The sequence below is a fragment of the Pseudomonas sp. RtIB026 genome (genome assembly GCF_016861355.2).
In the GTDB taxonomy this organism is placed as follows: domain Bacteria; phylum Pseudomonadota; class Gammaproteobacteria; order Pseudomonadales; family Pseudomonadaceae; genus Aquipseudomonas; species Aquipseudomonas peradeniyensis.
Genome location: NZ_AP023348.2, coordinates 1,118,566 through 1,141,347, shown reverse-complemented (window position 1 = coordinate 1,141,347; position 22,782 = coordinate 1,118,566). Strand labels below are relative to the sequence as shown.

Sequence of the window (22,782 nt, the reverse complement as noted above, 5' to 3'; positions counted from 1 at the left end):
AGAAGGGAAAAAGGCTCCGCGGTTCCCTGGCGGCCCAGGTTTCGTTGTGCGCCGTTGGTCGCCTGGCGCGCAAACGATTAATGTTTTATTCCTGAGCGTCGACATAGAGCGGTGGTGTGGCCTTTTGCCGCACCCCTCCCCTTCGTGCCCGTGCGCAGATTCCAAGAAAAATGACCAAGAACCTCAAGTTCAGCCACAAGATCCTGCTGGCCGCCGCCCTCGTGGTGGCCGTCGCCTTCACCTGCTTCGTCCTGTTCAACGACTACCGGCAGCGCCAGTCGCTGCGCAGCGACACTGAATCGACGTTGCAGTCACTAGGCAACCTGACCGCGGGCAACATCCGCACCTGGCTCGACAGCCGCATCCAGCTGGTGAGCTCGGTGGCCCAGCAGATCGCCGTCGACGGCCCGGCCAAGAACAGCCTCGACCGCATCCTGGCGTTGCCGGTGTACAGCGGCAACTTCATCCTCACCTACTTCGGCGGCCAGGACGGCAGCATGCAGTCGGTGCCGGTGGGTAACCGCGCCGCCGACTACGACCCGCGCGTGCGCGGCTGGTACAAGGCGGCCAGCACGGCGGGCCAGACCATCGTCACCGAGCCGTACATCTCGGTCTCGGCCGGCAAGCTGGTGATCACCCTGGCCACCCCGGTGCAGCAGGGCGGGCGCATGATCGGCGTGAGCGGTGTCGACACCGACCTGCAGACCATCAGCAACCTGATCAACACCCTCGACTTCGGCGGCCACGGCCATGCCTTCATCGTCAACGGCGAAGGCAAGGTGCTCATCCATCCCAAGGGCGAACTGGCGCTCAAGACCCTGGCCGATGTCTACCCCGGCAGCGACCTGCGCATCGGCAGCGGCCTGAAAGAGGTCGAGGTCGAGGGCCGCCGGCAGTTCATCAGCTTCACCCACGTCGACGGCGTGCCGTCGGCGGACTGGTACGTGGCGCTGGTGCTGGACCAGAACGCGGCCTTCGCCATGCTCGGCGAGCTGCGCACCTCGGCGGTGGTGGCGACGCTGATCGCGGTGGTGGTGATCATCGCCCTGCTCGGCCTGCTGATCCGCGTGCTGATGGAGCCGCTGCACGTCATGGGCCGCGCCATGCGCGACATCGCCGAGGGCGAGGGCGACCTGACCCGGCGCCTGAACATCCACGCCCAGGACGAGTTCGGCAGCCTGGCGCAGTCGTTCAACCGCTTCGTCGAGCGGATCCACGAGTCGATCCGCGAAGTGGCCTCGGCCACCGGCCAGGTGAATGCCGTGGCCAGCCAGGTGGTCAACGCCTCCAACGCCTCGATCCATAACGCCGACCAGCAATCCAGCCGCACCAGCAGCGTGGCCGCGGCGATCAACCAGCTCGGCGCCGCCGCCCAGGAAATCGCCCAGAACGCCGCCCTCGCCTCGCAGCACTCCAGCGCCGCACGCGGCCTGGCCGAGGAAGGCCAGCAGGTGGTCGGCGAGACCATCGACGTGATGAACCAGCTGTCGGCGCGCATCAGCGACGCCAGCGGCAATATCGAGACCCTGAACAACCACACGGCGAACATCGGCCAGATCCTCGATGTGATCAGCGGCATCTCGCAGCAGACCAACCTGCTGGCGCTCAACGCCGCCATCGAGGCCGCCCGTGCCGGCGAGGCCGGGCGCGGCTTCGCGGTGGTCGCGGACGAGGTGCGCAACCTGGCCCACCGTACCCAGGACTCAGCGCAGCAGGTGCAGCGCCTGATCGAGGAGCTGCAGGCCGGCGCCCAGGTGGCGGTCAGCACCATGAACCAGAGCCAGCAGCACAGCGATCGCAGCGTGGGCATCGCCAACCAGGCCGGCGAGCGCCTGGGCAGCGTTACCCAGCGCATCGGCGAGATCGACGGCATGAACCAGTCGGTGGCCACCGCCACCGAGGAGCAGACGGCCGTGGTCGAGTCGATCAATGTCGACATCAACGAGATCAATACGCTGAATCAGGAAGGGGTGCACAACCTGCAGAGCACGTTGCGTGCCTGCACCGACCTTGAGCATCAGGTCGAGCGGTTGAAGCATCTGGTGGGGAGTTTCAGGATCTGATTCGAAGGCCCTGGGGGCCGCTTTGCGGCCCATCGCGGCACAAGGCCGCTCCTACAGGGGGATGCGATTCCCTGTAGGAGCGGCCTTGTGCCGCGAAAGGCCTGCGCAGCAGGCCCGGCTATTCAGAAGCGGGACCCAGGCTCCAGCAAGAAGTCCATCTCCTCGCTGGTACTCGGCCGCTCCAGCACCAGGTTGCGGTGCGGGAAGCGCCCGAACCTGGCAATCACCCGCTGGTGCTGCTCGGCATAGTCGAGGAAGCCTTCGAACAACCGGCGGTTGGCCTCGGGCTGTTCATCCAGCAGCATCTGGTAACGCTCGACACACAGGTTCTGCCAGTCCAGCACCTCGGCGTGCTCCAGCACCAGCAGCACGAACACCCGCTGGATCGGCAGCAACTGGTAGTCCCAGCCCTTCTGCAGGCCCTGCATGGCCACCACCTGCGCCCGCCGATCGCCTTCGAAGGCGCGCGGCGTGTCGCGGTGGATCATGCGTGGCAACTGATCCAGCAGGATCAGCAGGCCAAGCCAGCCCTGCGGGCTCTGCTGCCACTCGTCGAGCCCGCCCGAGAGGGCCTGCTCGACCAGGTGGCCGAACTGGGCCTGGGCTTCGGCGTCATGGTGCTTGCCGAACCACAGCGTGTTCTTCTCGTCAGCCACGGCCTGGGCACTGCTGCCCCAACCGAACCACCACTCCAGCAACGGCTGCCAAGGTGCGAGCATGACTTACTCCTTGTGGTAGGCGGTGACGCGCTCGACCTCTTCCTTCGAGCCGAGGATCACCGACACGCGCTGGTGCAGGCTCTCCGGCTTGATGTCGAGGATGCGCTCGTAACCGTTGGTGGACGCGCCGCCGGCCTGTTCGATGATGAAGGACATCGGGTTGGCTTCGTACATCAGGCGCAGCTTGCCCGGCTTGCTCGGCTCACGGGCGTCGCGCGGGTACATGAACAGGCCGCCACGGGTCAGGATGCGGTGCACGTCGGCCACCATCGAGGCGATCCAGCGCATGTTGTAGTTCTTCTTCAGCGGACCGGTCTCGCCGGCCAGCAGCTCGCCCACGTAGCGCTGCACCGGGGCTTCCCAGTGACGCTGGTTGGACATGTTGATGGCGAACTCGGCGGTGGTTTCCGGAACGCGGATGTTCTCGTGGGTCAGGACGAAGCTGCCCAGCTCGCGGTCCAGGGTGAAGCCCTTGACGCCGTTGCCCAGGGTCAGGATCAGCATGGTCTGCGGGCCGTAGATGGCGTAACCGGCGGCGACCTGCTCGGTGCCTGGCTGCAGGAACGCTTCTTCGTTCAGGCTTTCGTTCTGGCTCAGGTACTGGTTAGGGCAACGCAGTACCGAGAAGATGGTGCCGACCGAAACGTTGACGTCGATGTTCGACGAACCGTCCAGCGGGTCAAAGACCAGCAGGTAGGCGCCTTTCGGGTATTTGCCCGGGATCTGGTAGGCGTTGTCCATTTCCTCGGACGCCATGCCGGCCAGGTGGCCGCCCCACTCGTTGGCCTCGAGCAGGATGTCGTTGGAGATCACGTCGAGCTTCTTCTGCACTTCGCCCTGCACGTTTTCGGTGCCCATGCTGCCCAGCACGCCGCCGAGGGCACCCTTGGACACGTGGTGGCTGATCTCCTTGCACGCACGCGCCACCACCTCGATCAGGAAGCGCAGATCGGCAGGGGTATTGTTGCTGCGGGTCTGCTCAATCAGATAGCGACTCAGGGTAACGCGGGACATGTATGGCTCCGAAAGGAATAGGGGGAGAAAAACCCCCGCAGTTTACAGGGAGAGTTGCGGGCTAGCGAGCAAAGAGACTTGCCTGGGCTGTCAGACGGCACATTAGGTCGGTAGTTCAGCCCGCGCCAGGCCGATAGTCGGCATCTGCCTCATTCGCGGGTGAACCCGCTCCCACAGGTACTGCGCAGGCTTTGAAACCTGTGAGGTCCCTGTGGGAGCGGGTTTACCCGCGAATGGCCTCACCTCAATCCAGCGCCTTCCAGATCTCGGTCGCATACTCACGAATGGTCCGATCCGACGAGAACCAGCCCATCCGCGCCGTGTTCAGCACTGCCATGCGCCACCAGTCCTGCGGCGCGTGCCACAGCTCCTCGACCCGCCGCTGGGCGTCCCAGTAGGCATCGAAGTCGGCGCATACCAGGAAGCGGTCATAGGCGATCAGTCCGTCCACCAGCCCGGCGTAGCGCGCCGGGTCGTCCGGCGAAAACACCCCGCTGCGGATCGCCTGCAGCACATCGCCCAACCGATGGGAGGCGGCAATCGCCGCGGCGGCGCCGAAATCGCCGCTGCGCTTGCGCGCCTCCACCTGCTGGGCGGTCAGGCCGAAGATGAACATGTTTTCGGCGCCCACCTGCTCGCACATCTCGACATTGGCGCCATCCAGGGTGCCGATGGTCAGCGCGCCATTGAGGCCGAACTTCATGTTGCTGGTACCGGACGCCTCATAGCCAGCAGTGGAGATCTGCTCGGACAGGTCCGCCGCCGGGATGATGCTCTCGGCCAGGCTGACGTTGTAGTTGGGCAGGAACACCACCTTGAGCTGGCCACGCACCGTGGGGTCGTTGTTGACCACCCGGGCGATGTCGTTGGCCAGCTTGATGATCAGCTTGGCCTGGTGGTAGCTGGCCGCCGCCTTGCCGGCGAAGATCTTCACCCGCGGTACCCAGTCGGTCCCGGGGTCATTGCGCATCGCCTGGTACAGCGCCACCGTATGCAACAGGTTGAGCAGCTGGCGCTTGTACTCGTGGATGCGCTTGACCTGGACGTCGAACAGCGCCTGCGGATTGACCGTCACCCCCAGCCGGTCCTGAATGATGCTGGCCAATGCGCGCTTGCTGTGCAGGCGCTGGGCGGCGAATTGCTTGCGGAAGGTGGCCTTGTCGGCAAAAGGCGCCAGCCCCTTGAGCTTGCCTTCCGGGTCGTCCAGCACCTGCGGGCCCAACGCCTCGATCAGCATCGCCGTGAGCTGCGGGTTGGACTGGTACAGCCAGCGACGGAAGGTGATGCCGTTGGTCTTGTTGTTGATCCGTTGCGGGTAAAGCTTGTGCAGTTCGGCGAACACCGTGCTCTTCATCAGTTTGCTGTGCAGCGCCGACACGCCGTTGACGCTGTGCGAACCGAGAAATGCCAGGTTGCCCATGCGTACCCGGCGACCGTTGTCCTCCTCGATCAGCGACACCGCGCGCAGCACATCGAAGTCGTGCAGGCCTTTGGCCCGCAGGGCATCGATATGGTAGGCGTTGATCAGGTAGATGATCTGCATGTGCCGCGGCAGCATGCGCTCCATCAGCGCCACCGGCCAGGTTTCCAGGGCCTCGGGCAGCAGGGTATGGTTGGTGTAGGCCAGGGTTCCGACGGTCAGCTCCCAGGCTTTGTCCCAGGGGATTTCGTGCTGGTCCACCAACAGGCGCATCAGTTCGGCCACGGCGATCGACGGGTGGGTGTCGTTGAGCTGGATAGCCGCGGCGTCCGGCAGGTTGAGCAGGTCCTTGTGCATGTTCAGGTGGCGGCGCAGCAGGTCCTGCAGCGAGGCCGAGACGAAGAAATACTCCTGGCGCAGGCGCAGCTCCTGGCCGGCCTCTGTGCTGTCGGCCGGGTACAGCACCCGCGAGATGCTCTCGGCGCGGGCCACCTCGGCCACCGCGCCCAGGTGATCGCCGGCATTGAAGCGCTCCAGGTGCAGTTCTTCCAAGGCCCGGGCCCGCCACAGACGCAGGGTGTTGACGCTGGAGCCGCGCCAGCCGACCACCGGCGTGTCGTAGGCCACCGCCCGCACCGTCTCGCCCGGCCACCAGACCTGGCGCTGCTGGCCATTGCCCTCGAGCACGGTCTCAACGCTGCCGCCGAAGCTGATCGGGTAGATCACCTCGGCACGCTCGAACTCCCAGGGGTTGCCGAAATCCAGCCAGTTCTCGGTCTGCTCCTGCTGCCAGCCATCGACCACCGCCTGGCGGAACAGGCCATGCTCGTAGCGAATGCCGTAGCCATGGGCGGCGATGCCCAGGGTCGACATGCTTTCCATGAAACACGCCGCCAACCGACCCAGGCCGCCGTTGCCCAGCGCCGCGTCGGGCTCGAGCAGACGGATGCGCTCGAGGTCCACGTCCAGCCCCTGCAACGCCTCACGGGCGATCTCCAGGTAGCCGAGGTTGCTCAGGCTGTCGTACAGCAAGCGACCGATGAGGAATTCGAGGGAGAGGTAATAGACACGCTTCTGACTGCGTCGGTAGGCCCGCCGGGTATGGTCCATCCAGTGATCGACCATGTGGTCGCGGGCGGCCAGGGCGATGGCCTCGAACCAGTCGTGGTCGAAAGCGTGTTCCGGGTCCTTGCCGACCGCGTAGGTCAGCTTGGCCAGCACGGCGGCGCGAAAGGCCGCCACCTCTGCACTATGGTCCTTTTCGTCACGGGCTTCGGTTTCCTGGGACATGAGGCATCCTCGGGCAAATGGGCGAAAGCGCAGGGAGATTGTTCAGCCTAGACGCTCTGACACGGAGCGACAGCGACGGTTCGCGGTTTTCATCCACCGCTGGCGAAACCGGCAAAAGGTTGTTCACAAATTGAACAACTCCGGTATCATCGCGCGCCCCAAAACCGTGATTTCCCTTGCAAGAATAAAACCGCAACCATGAAACCGACCCTGATCGCCGCCGCCGAAGTCGACCGCCTGGAGACCTGGCAGCGCTATGCCAGCCACATGTGCGGTGGCTGCCACTCGACCTGCTGCACCCTGCCGGTGGAGGTGAAGATCAAGGATCTGATCCGCATCGGCGTGGTGGACGAGTTCGAAAAAGACGAACCCCCGAAAAACGTGGCCAAACGCCTGCAGAAGGAAGGCATCATCGAGCGTTTCAACCAGAAGTCGGGGATCTTCACCCTGACCCGGATGAGCAACGACGACTGCATGTATCTGGACCGCAAGAGCCGCCTGTGCACCATTTATGACAAGCGCCCGGATACCTGTCGCAATCACCCGAAGATCGGGCCGCGGCCGGGGTATTGTGCGTACAAGCCCAAGGTGGCTACCCGCTGATCCTGCTTTACCTTTGAAATTCTGGGGCTGCTTTGCAGCCCATCGCGGCACAAGGCCGCTCCTACAGGGGACCGCGATCTCCTGTAGGAGCGGCCTTGTGCCGCGAAAGGGCCGCAAAGCGGCCCCTGAATTCTGAAGGCAAACAAACAAAAACGCCCCCGGCCTTTCGACCGGGGGCGTTTTCATTCAGCCTGAACTAATGACTCAGTTCTTGGCTTTCTTGGCAGCGCGGGTACGCTCGCCTTCGTCGAGGATCTTCTTGCGCAGACGGATCGACTTCGGCGTGACTTCGCACAGCTCGTCGTCCTGGATGAATTCCAGGGCCTGCTCGAGGGTGTGGCGAACCGGCGGAACCAGGGCGATGACTTCGTCCTTGCCCGAAGCACGCATGTTGTCGAGCTTCTTGCCTTTGGTCGGGTTCACGCCCAGGTCGTTGTCACGGCTGTTCAGGCCGATGATCTGACCGTTGTAGATCTCCTGGCCGTGTTCAACGAACAGCTTGCCGCGAGCCTGCAGGGTTTCCAGCGAGTAGGTCAGTGCCTTGCCGGTCTCGACCGAAACCAGGACACCGTTCAGGCGGCCGGACATCTGGCCCGACTTCATGGTGTCGTAGCGATCGAAGATCGAGGTCAGGATGCCTGCACCGTTGGTCAGGGTCAGGAACTGGTTACGGAAACCGATCAGACCACGGGCTGGAATGTTGTATTCCAGGCGCACACGGCCCTTGCCATCCGGAACCATGTTGGTCAGGTCGCCTTTACGCAGGCCCATCTCTTCCATGACCTTGCCCTGGGATTCCTCAGGGATGTCGATGGTGACGTTCTCGAACGGCTCCTGCTTGACGCCGTCGACTTCGCGGATGATCACTTCAGGACGGCCTACGGCCATCTCGAAGCCTTCACGGCGCATGGTTTCGATCAGTACCGACAGGTGCAGCTCACCACGGCCCGATACCTTGAACTTGTCAGGGGAATCGGTTTCCTGAACGCGCAGGGCAACGTTGTACAGCAGCTCCTTGTCCAGACGGTCCTTGATGTTACGGCTGGTGACGAACTTGCCTTCTTTACCGCAGAACGGCGAGTCGTTGACCTGGAAGGTCATCGAAACAGTTGGCTCGTCAACGGTCAGCGGCTTCATCGCTTCTACCGCATCCGGGGCGCACAGGGTGTCGGAGATGAACAGCTCGTCGAAACCGCTGATGCAGACGATGTCGCCAGCCTGGGCTTCTTCGACGTCCACACGGTGCAGACCGTGGTGACCCATCAGTTTCAGGATACGGCCGTTACGCTTCTTGCCGTTGGTGTCGATGGCGACAACCGGGGTGTTCGGCTTGACGCGACCGCGGGCGATACGGCCAACACCGATAACGCCGAGGAAGCTGTTGTAGTCCAGTGCGGAGATCTGCATCTGGAACGAGCCTTCACGGTCAACATCCGGCGCCGGTACGTTGTCGACGATCGACTGGTACAGGGCGGTCATGTCTTCGCCCATGGCGGTGTGGTCCAGGCCGGCGATGCCGTTCAGGGCCGAGGCGTAGACGACTTTGAAGTCCAGCTGTTCGTCGGTGGCGCCGAGGTTGTCGAACAGGTCGAAGATCTGGTCCAGAACCCAGTCAGGACGCGCGCCCGGACGGTCGACCTTGTTGATCACGACGATCGGCTTCAGGCCGGCTTCGAAGGCCTTCTTGGTCACGAAGCGGGTTTGCGGCATCGGGCCGTCTTGCGCGTCGACCAGCAGCAGCACGGAGTCGACCATCGACATTACACGCTCAACCTCGCCACCGAAGTCGGCGTGGCCGGGGGTGTCGACGATGTTGATGTGGTAGCCGTTCCAGTTGATGGCGGTGTTTTTCGCCAGAATGGTAATGCCGCGCTCTTTTTCCTGGTCGTTGGAGTCCATAACGCGCTCGTCGTTGAGCTCGTTACGCTCCAGGGTGCCGGACTGGCGCAGGAGTTTGTCGACCAGGGTGGTTTTACCATGGTCAACGTGGGCGATGATGGCGATGTTACGCAGATTTTCGATCACAACTGTATCTCGATCAGAGGATTCGGTTGCCGCCAGTGTAGGCGGCCAATATGTACTGTTTAAGGCTCAGCGGGCCCGGCGGTCGGGAGGGCGATGGCGGATGCTGCCGCCATACAGCCCTGGCGTCTTATGTCGGACGATAAACACGCACATTGGCATGTCCCTCACTGAGCAGGTGGTGTGCGTGCAGACGGCTCATCACACCCTTGTCGCAATACAGCAAGTACTGGCGCGTGGGATCCAGATGCTTGAACTTGCTGTTGATCGCATAGAACGGCATGGCCTGGACTTCGATACCTTCCAGCGCCAGGGGTTCGTCTTCCTGGGCATCAGGGTGACGAATGTCGATGACGATCTGGCCTGGCAGCGCCTCGGCCACTTCCTCGACTTCGATGTCCTTGCCCAGTTCATCGATCACGTGGTCGATGGAAATGAACCTGGCGCGCTCCAGGGCACGCTCCAGCACTTCCATCTCGAACTGCTTCTCTTCGTGCTCCATGCGGTGACGCTTGGCATGGGTGGTCGGGTTCACCGAGATCACGCCGCAGTACTCGGGCATGTGCTTGGCGAAATCGGCGGTGCCGATCTCGGTAGCCTGGTCGATGATGTCCTGCTTGTGGCTGGCCAGCAGCGGGCGCAGCACCAGCTTGTCAGTGGCCGAGTCGATGATCGACAGGTTCGGCAATGTCTGGCTGGACACTTGGGAAATCGCCTCGCCGGTCACCAGGGCGTCGATCTGCAGGCGGTCGGCCATGCGCGCAGCCGCGCGCAGCATCATGCGCTTGAGCGTGACGCCCATGTAGCTGTTGTCGACCTTGTTGAGGATTTCGCCGACCACTTCCTCGAACGGTACGCTGATGAACAGCACGCGCTGGCTGCTGCCGTACTTCTTCCACAGGAAATGGGCCACTTCCATCACACCCAGTTCGTGGGCGCGGCCACCGAGGTTGAAGAAGCAGAAGTGGGTCATCAGGCCGCGGCGCATCATCTGATAGGCCGCCACGGTGGAGTCGAAGCCACCGGACATCAGCACCAGGGTCTGCTCCAGGGCACCCAGCGGATAACCACCGATGCCGTTGTGCTGGTTGTGGATCACGTACAGGCGCTGGTCGCGGATCTCGATGCGCACCAGCACCTCCGGCTTCTTCAGCTCGATGCCGGCGGCGCCGCACTGCTGGCGCAGCTGGCTGCCGACGTAGCGGTCGACGTCCATCGAGGTGAAGTCGTGGTGACCACCGCGTTTGCAGCGCACGGCGAAGTACTTACCGGCCAGCAGGTGGCCGAAGTGGTGCTTGCACTTGGCGACGATGTCGTCGAAGTCGCCCAGCGGGTATTCCTCGACCTGCAGGAAGTGGGTGATACCCGGGGTGCAGGACAGGCGCTCGATCATCTCGCGCTGGATCTTCTCGTCCTCGACGCGGGTCACCACCTCGAGGTTGTCCCAGACACCATCAACCGCGAGCTCGGGATCCAGATCCTTGAGCACGTTGCGGATGTTCTTGGCGAGCTGGCGGATGAAGCGCTTGCGCACCGGCCGGCTCTTGATGGTGATCTCTGGGAAGACTTTGACGATAAGTTTCATTGGTTTAACAGCGCGCGCAGGGCCTGCCGAAAATAGGGGGCGCGAATTATAGCGGAAATCGCTCAAGGTTTGAGCAACTTTTGATCAGAAGCTTTGCGATGAATGCAGCAGGGGGCTTGTGCAGCACCTGTACCGGCCCTTTCGCGGGTAAACCCGCTCCCACAGGGATCGCACAATCATTGAAGCCAGTGAAGATCCTGTGGGAGCGGGCTTGCCCGCGAAAGGGCCCCCGAAAGCAGCACAAGGCCTCAGGCGCGCACCAAAATAGTGCTTAACATTCAAAAAGCGCCTCTTAAGGGTGCATTCTTTCCATCCCACAACCTCGCAAATGCCCGTCAACGCCCCCTTTCATCCCGCCATCGCCATTTTTGGGCACTGGCATGCAATTTGCTCCCTTGTGAGGCAGGTACGCTTGGCCGACTATCCGCGCCCAGCGACACCCTTTTTCCAGGGCAGCGGCCAACTGCGCCCTAGACCATCCGGAGGACAACATGTCGAAGTCGGTTCAACTCATCAAAGATCATGACGTCAAGTGGATTGATCTGCGTTTCACGGACACCAAGGGCGTTCAGCATCACGTGACCATGCCGGCGCGCGATGGCCTGGACGAAGACTTCTTCGAAGTCGGCAAGATGTTCGACGGTTCCTCCATCGCTGGCTGGAAAGGCATCGAAGCCTCCGACATGATCCTGATGCCGGTCGACGACACCGCCGTGCTGGACCCGTTCACCGAAGAGCCGACCCTGATCATCACCTGCGATATCGTCGATCCGTCGAGCATGCAGGGCTACGATCGCGACCCGCGCGGCATCGCCAAGCGCGCCGAAGAGTACCTGAAGAGCACCGGCATCGGTGACACCGTATTCGCAGGCCCCGAGCCTGAGTTCTTCATCTTCGACGAAGTGAAGTTCCAGTCGGACATCTCCGGCTCGATGTTCAAGATCTTCTCCGAGCAAGGCTCGTGGATGACCGGCGCTGACGTCGAAGGCGGCAACAAAGGCCACCGTCCGGGCGTGAAAGGCGGCTACTTCCCGGTTCCGCCGTTCGACCACGACCACGAAATCCGCACCGCCATGTGCAACGCCCTGGAAGAAATGGGCCAGACCGTCGAAGTCCACCACCACGAAGTGGCGACCGCCGGCCAGAACGAGATCGGCGTCAAGTTCAACACCCTGGTGAAGAAAGCTGACGAAGTACAGGCCCTGAAGTACGTCGTGCACAACGTTGCCGACGCTTACGGCCGTACCGCCACCTTCATGCCCAAGCCTCTGTACGGCGACAACGGCTCGGGCATGCACGTGCACATGTCGATCTGGAAAGACGGCAAGAACACCTTCTCCGGCGAAGGCTATGCCGGCCTGTCCGATACCGCCCTGTACTTCATCGGCGGCATCATCAAGCACGGCAAGGCCCTGAACGGCTTCACCAACCCGTCGACCAACTCCTACAAGCGTCTGGTCCCAGGTTTCGAAGCCCCGGTGATGCTGGCCTACTCGGCGCGCAACCGTTCCGCCTCGATCCGTATTCCTTACGTCGGCAGCCCGAAAGCCCGCCGTATCGAAGCACGCTTCCCGGACCCATCGGCCAACCCGTACCTGGCCTTCGCGGCCTTGCTGATGGCCGGCCTGGACGGCATCCAGAACAAGATCCACCCAGGCGATGCCGCCGACAAGAACCTGTACGACCTGCCGCCTGAAGAGGCCAAGGACATCCCGCAGGTGTGCGGCAGCCTGAAGGAAGCCCTGGAAGAGCTGGACAAGGGCCGTGCGTTCCTGACCAAGGGCGGCGTGTTCTCCGACGACTTCATCGATGCCTTCATCGAGCTGAAGAGCGAAGAAGAGATCAAGGTCCGCACCTTCGTGCACCCGCTGGAATACGAGCTGTACTACAGCTGCTGATCTGATCGGCGCCCCGCGTCGATGACATCAGGACGGCCTCCCTCGGGAGGCCGTTTTCATTTCCGGATCGAATCCCTCGGGGGCAAACCGCACGCCCTCTGTGGGAGCGGGTTCACCCGCGCGGAGGCCATTGGCTCCCAGCCAAAATCAAAACCTCACCCTCCGGGCTATGCTCTATATTGGTGCACTATTTTCGGGCATGCCCCGTGATGCACCCCAATATGGTTCAAGTGAAACGTTTAACCTGGACTTTCTGTTCCGAATTTGCGCAATAACAGGTGTTTATCCGGGTTTCTCGCTTCTTTTCGGAGCCTTGGTTTGTTTCTTGCATTTTCACGGTACCAAGCGCACCACCCGCGCCAGCCCATGTGCCAAAAGAGGTCAACGACGCCCCATGACCATCAGCGATGCACAGCACCGTCTGCTCCTGGACAACCTGACCACGGCCACGCTGCTGCTCAATGCCGAACTGCGCCTGGAGTACATGAACCCGGCGGCGGAGATGCTGCTGGCCGTGAGCGGCCAGCGCAGCCACGGGCAGTTCATCAGCGAGCTGTTCACCGAATCGACCGAGGCGCTCAATTCGTTGCGCCAGGCGGTGGAACAGGCGCACCCGTTCACCAAGCGTGAAGCGCAGCTGACCTCGCTGACCGGCCAGACCATCACCGTCGACTATGCCGTCACTCCCATCCTGCATCTGGGCCAGACCCTGCTGTTGCTGGAGGTGCATCCGCGCGACCGCCTGCTGCGCATCACCAAGGAAGAGGCCCAGCTGAGCAAGCAGGAGACCACCAAGATGCTGGTGCGCGGCCTGGCCCACGAGATCAAGAACCCTCTCGGCGGCATCCGCGGCGCGGCCCAGTTGCTGGCCCGCGAACTGCCGGAAGAAAGCCTGCGCGACTACACCAACGTGATCATCGAGGAAGCCGACCGCCTGCGTAACCTGGTCGACCGCATGCTCGGCTCGAACAAGCTGCCGTCGTTGGCCATGACCAACATCCACGAAGTGCTCGAGCGCGTGTGCAGCCTGGTCGAGGCCGAGAGCCAGGGCTGCATCACCTTGGTGCGCGACTATGACCCGAGCCTGCCGGACGTGCTGATCGACCGCGAGCAGATGATCCAGGCCGTGCTCAACATCGTGCGCAACGCCATGCAGGCCATCGGCGGGCAGAACGAACTGCGCCTGGGCCGCATCACCCTGCGCAGCCGCGCCGTGCGCCAGTTCACCATCGGCCATGTGCGCCACCGCCTGGTCGCCAGGATCGAGATCGTCGACAACGGCCCCGGCATCCCAGCGGAACTGCAGGACACCCTCTTCTATCCCATGGTCAGCGGCCGTCCGGACGGTACCGGGCTGGGCCTGGCCATCACCCAGAACATCATCAGCCAGCACCAGGGCCTGATCGAGTGCGAGAGCCACCCCGGCCACACCACCTTCTCGATCTACCTGCCCCTGGAACAAGGAGCCACCGCCCCATGAGCCGAAGTGAAACCGTCTGGATCGTCGATGATGATCGTTCCATCCGCTGGGTCCTGGAAAAGGCCCTGCAGCAGGAAGGCATGACCACCCAGAGCTTCGACAGCGCCGACGGCGTCATGGGCCGCCTGGCCCGCCAGCAGCCGGACGTGATCATCTCGGACATCCGCATGCCGGGCGCCAGCGGCCTCGACCTGCTGGCCCAGATCCGCGAGCAGCACCCGGGGTTGCCGGTGATCATCATGACCGCTCACTCCGACCTGGACAGCGCCGTGGCCTCGTACCAGGGCGGCGCCTTCGAGTACCTGCCCAAGCCGTTCGATGTCGACGAGGCGGTGTCGCTGGTCAAGCGCGCCAACCAGCATGCCCAGGAGCAGCAAGCCCTGGAAGTGCCCCAGGCGCTGGCCCGCACGCCCGAGATCATCGGCGAGGCGCCGGCGATGCAGGAGGTATTCCGCGCCATCGGTCGCCTCAGCCACTCCAATATCACCGTGCTGATCAACGGTGAGTCCGGCACGGGTAAAGAGCTGGTGGCCCACGCCTTGCACCGCCACAGCCCGCGTGCGGCGTCGCCGTTCATCGCCCTGAACATGGCGGCGATCCCCAAGGACCTGATGGAATCCGAGCTGTTCGGCCATGAGAAAGGCGCCTTCACCGGCGCCGCCAACCTGCGTCGCGGCCGTTTCGAGCAGGCCGACGGCGGCACGCTGTTCCTCGACGAGATCGGCGACATGCCCGCCGACACCCAGACCCGCCTGCTGCGGGTGCTGGCCGACGGCGAGTTCTACCGGGTCGGTGGCCATGTGCCGGTGAAGGTGGATGTACGCATCATCGCCGCCACCCACCAGAACCTCGAGTCGCTGGTGCAGGCCGGCAAGTTCCGTGAAGACCTGTTCCACCGCCTCAACGTGATCCGCATCCATATCCCGCGCCTGGCGGATCGGCGCGAGGACATCCCGGCCCTGGCCCGCCACTTCCTCGGCCGCGCTGCCCAGGAGCTGGCGGTGGAACCCAAGCTGCTCAAGCCGGAGACCGAGGAGTTCATCCGCAACCTGCCGTGGCCGGGCAACGTGCGCCAGCTGGAGAACACCTGCCGCTGGATCACCGTGATGGCTTCCAGTCGCGAAGTGCTGGTCGGCGACCTGCCGCCGGAACTGCTCAACCTGCCCCAGGACGCCGCGCCGGTGACCAACTGGGAGCAGGCCTTGCGTCAGTGGGCTGACCAGGCCCTGGCCCGCGGCCAGTCAAGTTTGCTCGACAGCGCTGTGCCGAGCTTCGAGCGGATCATGATCGAGACCGCGCTCAAGCATACGGCCGGGCGTCGTCGTGATGCAGCGTTGTTGCTGGGGTGGGGTCGTAATACCTTGACGCGCAAGATCAAGGAATTGGGGATGAAGGTGGATGGAGGGGAAGAGGACGACAATGAAGATCACTGACGGGCATGTGTACGCCAGGCCCGTATGAAGGGCCTGGCATGATCTTCACTCTTGGCTTCTGTAGCCCAGCACCACCTGGCACACCGCCTCACCACCACAGCAAATCAAACATACGAGTGAGACTGGGCTGTCAATTCTTTTCCCTCGTCTCGTTAACGACGTCCAGAAGTACATCGTAGTCAGAACCCATTACGACCTTACTCCGCATTTCCTGATGGATTGGTCCCCAAAGAGTTCGCCTTTGAGCCTGCATGCGTTCAAGATCATCGTTAATAGAACGCTGCACAACCTTGAACGCGCCAATGATCTGGTTCTCGCGGGTCCCTGCCGAGCGCCCCAGGAAATTCAATGGGTTTTCACGTCGCTTATTTTCACGCCGAGCTGCCACCTTACCCAGAGCCCAGGCGCCAAAAGATCCACCTGCAAGGACAGCTCCTACCGGTGCCGCCAAAGGCACACCACTCAAAGTAGCCACGGCACTCGCAGTGGCCCCACCGGCCAAGCCTATTGCTATCTTCTCCTGCAAAATACGTGTTCTGGTGGGCTCCACAGTATTCAGGACGGCAGGGTCGTTGGAAGTAGCTTTCTGCGCTTTTATACTCTTTCTGAGCTTGATATTTGCGGCCAGGCTAGTTGCTGTTTCCGCCGTGCCGATAATACCCATGATGCCTCCAAATATCGGCTCCCATACACCACCACTGAGATCCCATTTGTTGACCGGATCACCCGCACAGTAACCATAGGCATTGAGCCCTCCATCACCAAACGGGCTCAATTGGTCCGGGGACAGGAAGCGCAATGCGGTTGGAGAATAGCAACGGTAGCCGTTGCCCAGCTGATAGATACCCATCGGCCGCTCCCAGAGTTGCCCGCAGAACCCGAGAATTGGGCCTTCTACAAAAGCAGCGGCACCATATGGCGTATACGCCCTGGAGTAGGTACGCCCCCCGAAAGATGATCGCTGGTGATCGAGCATCGGCAAGTACAGGCTCATGAACAATCCCTCCCACAGGACCATGGTTCATAAGCAGAACGTTAACCAAGGCTGACACTGGCCGAAACTGGCAAAACTATCAGGTCCCAGTTGCACCGTTGCTGTGCCGCATGCACCAGCACAAGGCAGATTAGCCTTCAAAAGCCTTGGAAAAATGGCTATAACGCCACATTCATGGCCCTTTAAGACCTGGCACGCTCCCTGCTAAGTACTCAGTACCTCCAGTTTTGGGGACCTCGGTACAGGCAGGCCGGGAAATCCCCTCTTTTATTCGTGCAGTCTCACCTGCACCCGCCAGCGCCCCGCCTCCTCCGTAGCGTTCCACTCGCCGCGCAGGGGGCGGGCGGCCACCACGGTCAGTACCAGCCCTTCCTCGCTCTTCTGCAGACGCCAGCCCACCGGCTTGCCCTGCAGGCTCAGCTGGCCACGCTGGGTCTTGCCCTGGGCCTCGAACACGATGGCCACGGTGCCCTGGACGTTCTCGCCATGCAGCCTGGGCTCTTCGTTGAACCACAGGTCCAGGCCATCCTGCACCACCTGCACCTGCTCGAGTACCCGTTCTTCCGGGGTGGTCAAACGCCCGATCATCATGCCGACCATCAGCCCGACAAGGGCCAGCGACAGGATCACCCGCGGGAAGGCCTTCGAACGCGGGTCGGGTTCGGGGGTAGAATGCCCGTCATCTTCATGCTTGGAGCCGTGCATGTTTCACGTCATCCTTTTTCAACCAGAAATTCCGCCGAATACCGGCAACATCATCCGCCTGTGCGCCAACAGCGGCTGCGACCTGCACCTGATCGAGCCGATCGGCTTCGAACTGGACGACAAGCGCCTGCGCCGGGCAGGGCTGGACTACCACGAGTATGCCACGCTCAAGCGTCACCAAAGCCTGGCCGACTGCCTGGAAAGCCTGAATCAGCCAAGGCTGTTCGCCTTCACCACCAAGGGCTCGCACCCGTTTCACGAGGTCGAGTACCAGCCTGGCGACGCCTTCCTGTTCGGGCCTGAAAGCCGTGGCCTGCCGGCCGAGGTGCTGGACAGCCTGGCCCCCGAGCAGCGCCTGCGCCTGCCGATGCGGCCGGGGTGCCGGAGCCTGAACCTGTCCAATACCGTGGCGGTGACAGTGTACGAGGCGTGGCGACAGCAGGGATTTGCCGGTAGCTGATGCGCTGCCTATACCGGCCCTTTCGCGGGCAAGCCCGCTCCCACAGGTACTATGTGGTTGCTCAGAGCAGCACAGATCCTGTGGGTGCACAGGTAGTGTGTGGTTGCTGAGAGCAGCACAGCTCCTGTGGGTGCACAGGTAGTGTGTGATTGCTCAGAGCAGCACAGTCCTGTGAGTGCACAGGTAGTGTGGGGTTGCTGAGAGCAGCACAGTCCTGTGAGTACACAGGTATTGTGTGGTTGCTGAGAGCAGCACAGTCCTGTGAGTGCACAGGTATTGTGTGGTTGCTGAGAGCAGCACAGCTCCTGTGGGAGCGGGTTTACCCGCGAAAGGGCCGGGGCAGGCGACACACCATGAAAAAGGCGACCACGAAGGTCGCCTTTTCTTTACCCGCAGCAATCACTGCACGGTCGGCACTTCACCGGCTTCCTGCATGCGCTGCATTTCTTGCGCGTACAGGGCGTCGAAGTTGACCGGCGACAGCATCAGCGCCGGGAACGAGCCACGGGTCACCAGGCTGTCCAAGGTCTCGCGGGCGTACGGGAACAGGATGTTCGGGCAGAACGCGCCGAGGGTGTGGCTCATCGAGGACGCGTCCAGATTGGCGATCAGGAAGATGCCAGCCTGCTGCACTTCGGCGATGAAGGCCACTTCGTCACCATTCTTGACGGTCACCGACAGGGTCAGCACGACTTCGTGGAAGTCGCCTTCCAGGGCTTTCTGACGGGTGTTCAGGTCCAGCGAGACGCTCGGCTCCCACTGCTGGCGGAAGATCTGCGGGCTTTTCGGGGCCTCGAACGACAGATCGCGCACGTAGATGCGCTGCAGGGAGAATTGTGGAGCGGTGGCGTCAGTGGCGCCGTTGGTCTGTTGCTCGGTCATGGCAGATCCTTTTCCTAATGTTCTTGAATGCAGTGCGAATCAGGCCGCCAGCAGCGCGTCGAGCTTGCCCGCGCGCTCCAGGGCATAGAGGTCATCGCATCCACCGACGTGCGTGCTGCCGATCCAGATCTGCGGCACCGAGGTACGGCCGGCCTTCTGGCTCATTTCGGCGCGAACCTGGGGCTTGCCGTCGACCTTGATCTCCTCGAACGCCACGCCCTTGCTCTCGAGCAGGTACTTGGCGCGCATGCAGTAGGGGCAGTAGTCGCTGGAATAGACGATGACGGGCTTCATATCACTTCACCAGGGGCAGGTTATCGGCTTTCCAGCTGGAAACGCCACCGCTGAGCTTGGCGGCGGTGTAACCAGCCTTGAGCAGCTCGCGGCACAGGGTGCCGGACTGCTGGCCCATCGCGTCGACGACGATCAGGGTCTTCTCTTTGTGTTTTTCCAGCTCGCTCATGCGGCCGGCGACTTTGTCCTGGGGAATGTTCAGCGCACCGACGATATGCCCGGCCGAGTATTCCTTGGCGGTACGGATATCGATCACTACGGCCTTGTCGGCGTTGACCAGGGCGGTCAGCTGGCCGTTGCTCAGGCTCTGGCCGCCACGGCGGACTTCATTGATCAGCAGCAGGACCAGCAGGACGACGAAAATGGCCACCAGGATGTAGTGATCTGTCGCGAATTGAATCAGGTGAGCAACCATCAGGGGTGTTCCAGGCGATTGAAAATGGCGGCCAGTATACACAGCGCCCCATGACCGCCAAAGCCCACCGGGCTGGCGGCAAACGCGTCTTCATGTTGCATGCCTGACCGCGCCTGTCGGGCAAGGGGAGGAATATTCGCCGTCGCTGGCGGATTTGCCCTAAAATGCGTGTCTTTATCATCTTTGAACAACCGTGAGTTTGATTGATGACGAGTACGCCTAAACCCCTGGTCCTGATCATCCTGGATGGCTTCGGTCACAGCGAAAGCCCCGAATACAACGCCATCTTCGCTGCCAACACGCCGGTCTACGACCGCCTGCGCGCCACCCAGCCGCACGGTTTGATCTCCGGTTCCGGCATGGACGTGGGGCTGCCCGACGGGCAGATGGGCAACTCCGAAGTCGGTCACATGAACCTCGGCGCCGGCCGCGTGGTGTACCAGGACTTCACCCGGGTGACCAAGGCCATCCGTGACGGCGAGTTCTTCGAGAACCCCGTGCTCGGCGGCGCGGTGGACAAGGCCGTCGGCGCCGGCAAGGCCGTGCACATCCTCGGCCTGCTCTCCGACGGCGGCGTGCACAGCCACCAGGACCACCTGATCGCCATGGCCGAGCTGGCCGCGCAGCGTGGCGCCGAGAAGATCTACCTGCACGCCTTCCTCGACGGCCGCGACACGCCGCCGCGCAGCGCCCAGTCGTCCATCGAACTGCTCGACGCCACCTTCGCCCGCCTGGGCAAGGGCCGCATCGCCAGCCTGATCGGCCGCTACTACGCCATGGACCGCGACAACCGCTGGGATCGCGTACAAGCCGCCTACAACCTGATCGTCGACAGCACCGCCGAATTCACCGCCGACAGCGCCCTCGCCGGCCTGCAAGCCGCCTACGCCCGCGAGGAGAACGACGAGTTCGTCAAGGCCACGCGCATTGGCGAAGCCGTCAAGGTCGAGGATGGCGACGCGGTCATCTTCATGAACTTCCGCGCCGACCGCGCCCGCGAGCTGTCCCGTGCGTTCGTCGAAGCGGACTTCAGCGAATTCCCACGCGCACGCCTGCCCAAGCTGGCGGCTTACATCGGCCTGACCCAGTATTCGGCGAAAATTCCGGCGCCTGCCGCGTTTGCCCCGTCCAGTCTGGACAATGTCCTGGGCGAATACCTGGCGAAGAACGGCAAGACCCAGCTGCGTATCGCCGAGACCGAGAAGTACGCCCATGTCACCTTCTTCTTCTCCGGTGGTCGCGAAGAGCCGTTCGAAGGCGAAGAACGCATCCTGATCCCGTCGCCGAAGGTCGCCACCTACGACCTGCAGCCGGAAATGAACGCTCCCGAGGTCACCGACCGCATCGTCGAGGCCATCGAGCAGCAGCGTTATGACGTGATCGTGGTCAACTATGCCAACGGCGACATGGTCGGCCATACTGGCGTGTTCGAAGCGGCGGTCAAGGCCGTCGAAGCCCTGGACATCTGCGTCGGCCGTATCGTCGAGGCCCTGGACAAGGTCGGCGGCGAAGCGCTGATCACCGCTGACCACGGCAACGTCGAGCAGATGGAAGACGAGTGCACCGGCCAGGCGCACACCGCCCACACCAGCGAGCCGGTGCCGTTCATCTATGTCGGCAAGCGCCAGGTCAAGGTCCGCGAAGGCGGCGTGCTGGCCGATGTAGCGCCGACCATGCTCAAGCTGCTGGGGCTGGAAAAGCCGGTCGAGATGACCGGCACCTCGATCCTGGTCGATGCTTGATGCTTGTACGGGGCCGCTTTGCGGCCCTTCCGCGGCACAAGGCCGCTCCTACAGGTGATCGCACATAACCTGTAGGAGCGGCCTTGTGCCGCGAAAGGGCTGCGCAGCAGCCCCGAAATACCTGAATTCCAGACCAACGCCCCGCCGTGCATGCCGCTGGGCGTTTTTTTTGCAGGCCCGCAAGGGCATACTAGGCCAGTCTCCATCCCCGGTACGCCAAACCCCATGCTCCGCGCCCTCTTCTTACTAGCCCTGTCATGCCTGCTCACCCCGGCTTTCGCCGACGAGCGCGCACAGACCCAGCAACAGCTGGACGCCACCCGCCAGGACATCGCCGAGCTGAAGAAGATGCTGGGCAAGCTTCAGGAGGAGAAAGCCGGCGTGCAGAAAGACCTCAAGTCCACCGAGACCGACATCGGCAGCCTCGAGAAACAGGTGGAGGCATTGCAGCAAGAACTAAAAAAGACCGAGGGCGAGCTGGAGCGCCTTGATCACGAGAAAAAAAAACTCCAGAGCGCCCGCGTTGAACAGCAACGCCTGATTGCCATCCAGGCCCGTTCGGCCTACCAGAACAACGGCCGCGAGGAATACCTCAAGCTGCTGCTGAACCAGCAGAACCCCGAGAAGTTCGCCCGCACCCTCACCTATTACGACTACCTCAGCAAGGCGCGCATGGACCAGTTGCGCGCCTTCAACGAGACCCTGCGCCAGCTGGCCAACGTCGAGCAGGACATCGCCCGCCAGCAGGAACAGCTGCTGACCCAACGCGCCGACCTCGACGGTCGCCGCCAGGCGCTCGTGGCCGAACGCGACAAGCGCCAGCAGGTGCTGGCCAAGCTCAACAGCGACATGAAAGAGCGCGACCAGAAGCTGCAGAGCCGCGAGCAGGACCAGGCCGACCTGGGCAAGGTGCTCAAGACCATCGAGGAAACCCTGGCCCGCCAGGCCCGCGAGGCCGAAGAGGCGCGCCAGCGCGCCCTGCTGGCCAGGCAGGAAGAAGAGAAACGCCGCAAGGAGCAGGCCCTGGCCGCGGCGGCCCGTGCCCAGGAGCCGGAAGAGGCACCGAAAAAGGCCCGCACCACCCTCGGCCCGGTGGTTTCCAGCGATGGCGCCAGCTACGGCGGCGCTTTTTCTGCGGCCCGGGGCAAACTTCCATGGCCCGTCAATGGTCGATTGCTGGCACGCTTCGGCGATACCCGCGGCGGCGACGCCCGGGCCAAATGGGACGGAGTGATGATCGGCGCCAGCGCCGGCACGCAGGTGCGCGCCGTGCACGGCGGGCGCGTGGTGTTCGCCGACTGGTTGCGCGGCGCTGGACTTCTGGTCATTCTCGACCATGGCAATGGCTACCTGAGCCTGTACGGCCACAACCAGAGCCTGCTCAAGAGCGCCGGCGATATCGTCAAGGCCGGCGATGCCATCTCCACCGTCGGCGACAGCGGTGGCCAGGACAACGCCGGCCTGTACTTCGCGATTCGCCAGCAGGGCCGGCCCACCGACCCTGCGCAATGGTGCCGAGGCTAGTGTCCTGTCTCGGAAATACGTTCTCTTTTGGCGAGTGGCTTGGGTGTTCGGCCAAGGCGCCGCGACGAGTCATAGCAGGGCTATGGCGAGGAGTGGCAACGCCGGCCGGGCGCCCAAGACGCCGCCAAAAGTGAACAGCTTATTTCCGAGACAGGACACTGGATAATGCTACTTTTACGGCGCCGCCCACGAAACGGCGGCGCCGATGCTCCCGACGGGAGCACCAACAGGATCAGGAG

18 protein-coding genes and 1 pseudogene are annotated in these 22,782 nt (G+C 62.8%); 9 read left to right on the top strand and 10 right to left on the bottom strand.

Annotated elements, in window-relative coordinates:
• Positions 1-170: 170 nt before the first annotated feature.
• Positions 171-1,160, top strand: a pseudogene (locus PRtIB026_RS26550) (cache domain-containing protein); the annotation flags it as partial.
• 72 nt (positions 1,161-1,232) lie between these two features.
• On the top strand, positions 1,233-2,063 hold the full coding sequence (locus tag PRtIB026_RS26545) for a methyl-accepting chemotaxis protein (RefSeq protein WP_374119860.1): 831 nt from the start codon (positions 1,233-1,235) through the stop codon (positions 2,061-2,063).
• Between the two features lie 122 nt (positions 2,064-2,185).
• Here the strand turns inward: PRtIB026_RS26545 and PRtIB026_RS05165 are convergent, their stop codons facing one another.
• The 3 genes from PRtIB026_RS05165 to PRtIB026_RS05155 form a co-directional block, all read right to left on the bottom strand.
• The gene (locus tag PRtIB026_RS05165; protein ID WP_203648373.1) at positions 2,186-2,782 is read right to left on the bottom strand and encodes a DUF924 family protein; all 597 of its coding nucleotides are present in this window, start codon (positions 2,780-2,782) and stop codon (positions 2,186-2,188) included.
• 3 nt (positions 2,783-2,785) lie between these two features.
• The gene (locus PRtIB026_RS05160; RefSeq protein ID WP_203648374.1) at positions 2,786-3,796 is read right to left on the bottom strand and encodes a class 1 fructose-bisphosphatase; all 1,011 of its coding nucleotides are present in this window, start codon (positions 3,794-3,796) and stop codon (positions 2,786-2,788) included.
• A 244-nt stretch (positions 3,797-4,040) separates the two neighbouring features.
• Positions 4,041-6,506 carry a glycogen/starch/alpha-glucan phosphorylase gene (locus PRtIB026_RS05155; protein WP_203648375.1) on the bottom strand — a complete coding sequence of 822 codons (2,466 nt, stop codon included), beginning with the start codon at positions 6,504-6,506 and terminating at the stop codon, positions 4,041-4,043.
• Between the two features lie 198 nt (positions 6,507-6,704).
• Between PRtIB026_RS05155 and PRtIB026_RS05150 the strand changes: the two genes are divergently transcribed.
• Positions 6,705-7,109: a YkgJ family cysteine cluster protein gene (locus PRtIB026_RS05150; RefSeq protein WP_203648377.1), complete on the top strand. Its 405-nt coding sequence runs from the start codon at positions 6,705-6,707 to the stop codon at positions 7,107-7,109.
• Between the two features lie 204 nt (positions 7,110-7,313).
• On the opposite strand, the gene typA is transcribed toward PRtIB026_RS05150, so the two are convergent.
• Both typA and thiI read right to left on the bottom strand, forming a co-directional pair.
• On the bottom strand, positions 7,314-9,134 hold the full coding sequence (gene typA / locus PRtIB026_RS05145; protein WP_203648379.1) for a translational GTPase TypA: 1,821 nt from the start codon (positions 9,132-9,134) through the stop codon (positions 7,314-7,316).
• 127 nt (positions 9,135-9,261) lie between these two features.
• The gene (gene thiI, locus PRtIB026_RS05140) at positions 9,262-10,716 is read right to left on the bottom strand and encodes a tRNA uracil 4-sulfurtransferase ThiI (protein ID WP_203648381.1); all 1,455 of its coding nucleotides are present in this window, start codon (positions 10,714-10,716) and stop codon (positions 9,262-9,264) included.
• Between the two features lie 491 nt (positions 10,717-11,207).
• Here thiI and glnA point away from each other — a divergent pair, with 491 nt between their 5' ends.
• From glnA to ntrC, 3 genes are all read left to right on the top strand, one after another.
• Positions 11,208-12,614, top strand: a complete 1,407-nt coding sequence (gene glnA / locus PRtIB026_RS05135) for a type I glutamate--ammonia ligase (protein WP_203648383.1) — start codon at positions 11,208-11,210, stop codon at positions 12,612-12,614.
• A gap of 394 nt (positions 12,615-13,008) precedes the next feature.
• Positions 13,009-14,094 (top strand): nitrogen regulation protein NR(II), encoded by a 1,086-nt coding sequence (gene glnL / locus PRtIB026_RS05130; protein ID WP_110735235.1) that lies wholly within the window; start codon positions 13,009-13,011, stop codon positions 14,092-14,094.
• Positions 14,091-15,527 carry a nitrogen regulation protein NR(I) gene (ntrC, locus tag PRtIB026_RS05125; protein ID WP_203648385.1) on the top strand — a complete coding sequence of 479 codons (1,437 nt, stop codon included), beginning with the start codon at positions 14,091-14,093 and terminating at the stop codon, positions 15,525-15,527. The genes glnL and ntrC overlap by 4 nt, the downstream gene beginning before the upstream one ends.
• A 130-nt stretch (positions 15,528-15,657) precedes the next feature.
• On the opposite strand, the gene PRtIB026_RS05120 is transcribed toward ntrC, so the two are convergent.
• Both PRtIB026_RS05120 and PRtIB026_RS05115 read right to left on the bottom strand, forming a co-directional pair.
• Positions 15,658-16,521 (bottom strand): RHS repeat-associated core domain-containing protein, encoded by an 864-nt coding sequence (locus tag PRtIB026_RS05120; protein WP_244670936.1) that lies wholly within the window; start codon positions 16,519-16,521, stop codon positions 15,658-15,660.
• A gap of 267 nt (positions 16,522-16,788) precedes the next feature.
• Positions 16,789-17,226 (bottom strand): hypothetical protein, encoded by a 438-nt coding sequence (locus PRtIB026_RS05115; protein WP_203648390.1) that lies wholly within the window; start codon positions 17,224-17,226, stop codon positions 16,789-16,791.
• On the opposite strand from PRtIB026_RS05115, the gene trmL reads away from it, so the two are divergent.
• Positions 17,225-17,686: a tRNA (uridine(34)/cytosine(34)/5-carboxymethylaminomethyluridine(34)-2'-O)-methyltransferase TrmL gene (gene trmL, locus PRtIB026_RS05110; RefSeq protein ID WP_203648400.1), complete on the top strand. Its 462-nt coding sequence runs from the start codon at positions 17,225-17,227 to the stop codon at positions 17,684-17,686. The two genes, PRtIB026_RS05115 and trmL, sit on opposite strands and share 2 nt — an antisense overlap.
• 399 nt (positions 17,687-18,085) lie before the next feature.
• Here the strand turns inward: trmL and secB are convergent, their stop codons facing one another.
• The 3 genes from secB to PRtIB026_RS05095 are packed head-to-tail and all read right to left on the bottom strand — an operon-like array spanning position 18,086 to position 19,277.
• Entirely contained in the window at positions 18,086-18,568 is a 483-nt protein-coding gene (gene secB / locus PRtIB026_RS05105; RefSeq protein ID WP_203648402.1) for a protein-export chaperone SecB, read from the bottom strand.
• 39 nt (positions 18,569-18,607) lie between these two features.
• Positions 18,608-18,862, bottom strand: coding sequence for a glutaredoxin 3 (gene grxC / locus PRtIB026_RS05100; RefSeq protein ID WP_003249204.1), 255 nt, complete (start codon positions 18,860-18,862; stop codon positions 18,608-18,610).
• Between the two features lies 1 nt (position 18,863).
• A complete protein-coding gene (locus tag PRtIB026_RS05095; RefSeq protein ID WP_028688411.1) occupies positions 18,864-19,277 on the bottom strand; it encodes a rhodanese-like domain-containing protein in 414 nt (137 codons plus the stop codon).
• Between the two features lie 206 nt (positions 19,278-19,483).
• On the opposite strand from PRtIB026_RS05095, the gene gpmI reads away from it, so the two are divergent.
• The gene (gene gpmI / locus PRtIB026_RS05090; protein WP_203648404.1) at positions 19,484-21,019 is read left to right on the top strand and encodes a 2,3-bisphosphoglycerate-independent phosphoglycerate mutase; all 1,536 of its coding nucleotides are present in this window, start codon (positions 19,484-19,486) and stop codon (positions 21,017-21,019) included.
• Between the two features lie 225 nt (positions 21,020-21,244).
• Positions 21,245-22,543 (top strand): murein hydrolase activator EnvC family protein, encoded by a 1,299-nt coding sequence (locus tag PRtIB026_RS05085; protein WP_203648406.1) that lies wholly within the window; start codon positions 21,245-21,247, stop codon positions 22,541-22,543.
• Positions 22,544-22,782 lie beyond the last annotated feature (239 nt).

Coding starts and splice junctions, on each gene's coding strand:
- ntrC (WP_203648385.1), top strand. CDS start 14,091: ATGAGCCGAAGTGAAACCGTCTGGATCGTCGATGATGATCGTTCCATC.
- gpmI (WP_203648404.1), top strand. CDS start 19,484: ATGACGAGTACGCCTAAACCCCTGGTCCTGATCATCCTGGATGGCTTC.
- secB (WP_203648402.1), bottom strand. CDS start 18,568: ATGACCGAGCAACAGACCAACGGCGCCACTGACGCCACCGCTCCACAA.
- PRtIB026_RS05160 (WP_203648374.1), bottom strand. CDS start 3,796: ATGTCCCGCGTTACCCTGAGTCGCTATCTGATTGAGCAGACCCGCAGC.
- grxC (WP_003249204.1), bottom strand. CDS start 18,862: ATGAAGCCCGTCATCGTCTATTCCAGCGACTACTGCCCCTACTGCATG.
- PRtIB026_RS05165 (WP_203648373.1), bottom strand. CDS start 2,782: ATGCTCGCACCTTGGCAGCCGTTGCTGGAGTGGTGGTTCGGTTGGGGC.
- PRtIB026_RS05095 (WP_028688411.1), bottom strand. CDS start 19,277: ATGGTTGCTCACCTGATTCAATTCGCGACAGATCACTACATCCTGGTG.
- glnL (WP_110735235.1), top strand. CDS start 13,009: ATGACCATCAGCGATGCACAGCACCGTCTGCTCCTGGACAACCTGACC.
- thiI (WP_203648381.1), bottom strand. CDS start 10,716: ATGAAACTTATCGTCAAAGTCTTCCCAGAGATCACCATCAAGAGCCGG.
- PRtIB026_RS05155 (WP_203648375.1), bottom strand. CDS start 6,506: ATGTCCCAGGAAACCGAAGCCCGTGACGAAAAGGACCATAGTGCAGAG.
- PRtIB026_RS05150 (WP_203648377.1), top strand. CDS start 6,705: ATGAAACCGACCCTGATCGCCGCCGCCGAAGTCGACCGCCTGGAGACC.
- PRtIB026_RS05120 (WP_244670936.1), bottom strand. CDS start 16,521: ATGAGCCTGTACTTGCCGATGCTCGATCACCAGCGATCATCTTTCGGG.
- PRtIB026_RS05085 (WP_203648406.1), top strand. CDS start 21,245: ATGCTCCGCGCCCTCTTCTTACTAGCCCTGTCATGCCTGCTCACCCCG.
- trmL (WP_203648400.1), top strand. CDS start 17,225: ATGTTTCACGTCATCCTTTTTCAACCAGAAATTCCGCCGAATACCGGC.
- glnA (WP_203648383.1), top strand. CDS start 11,208: ATGTCGAAGTCGGTTCAACTCATCAAAGATCATGACGTCAAGTGGATT.
- PRtIB026_RS05115 (WP_203648390.1), bottom strand. CDS start 17,226: ATGCACGGCTCCAAGCATGAAGATGACGGGCATTCTACCCCCGAACCC.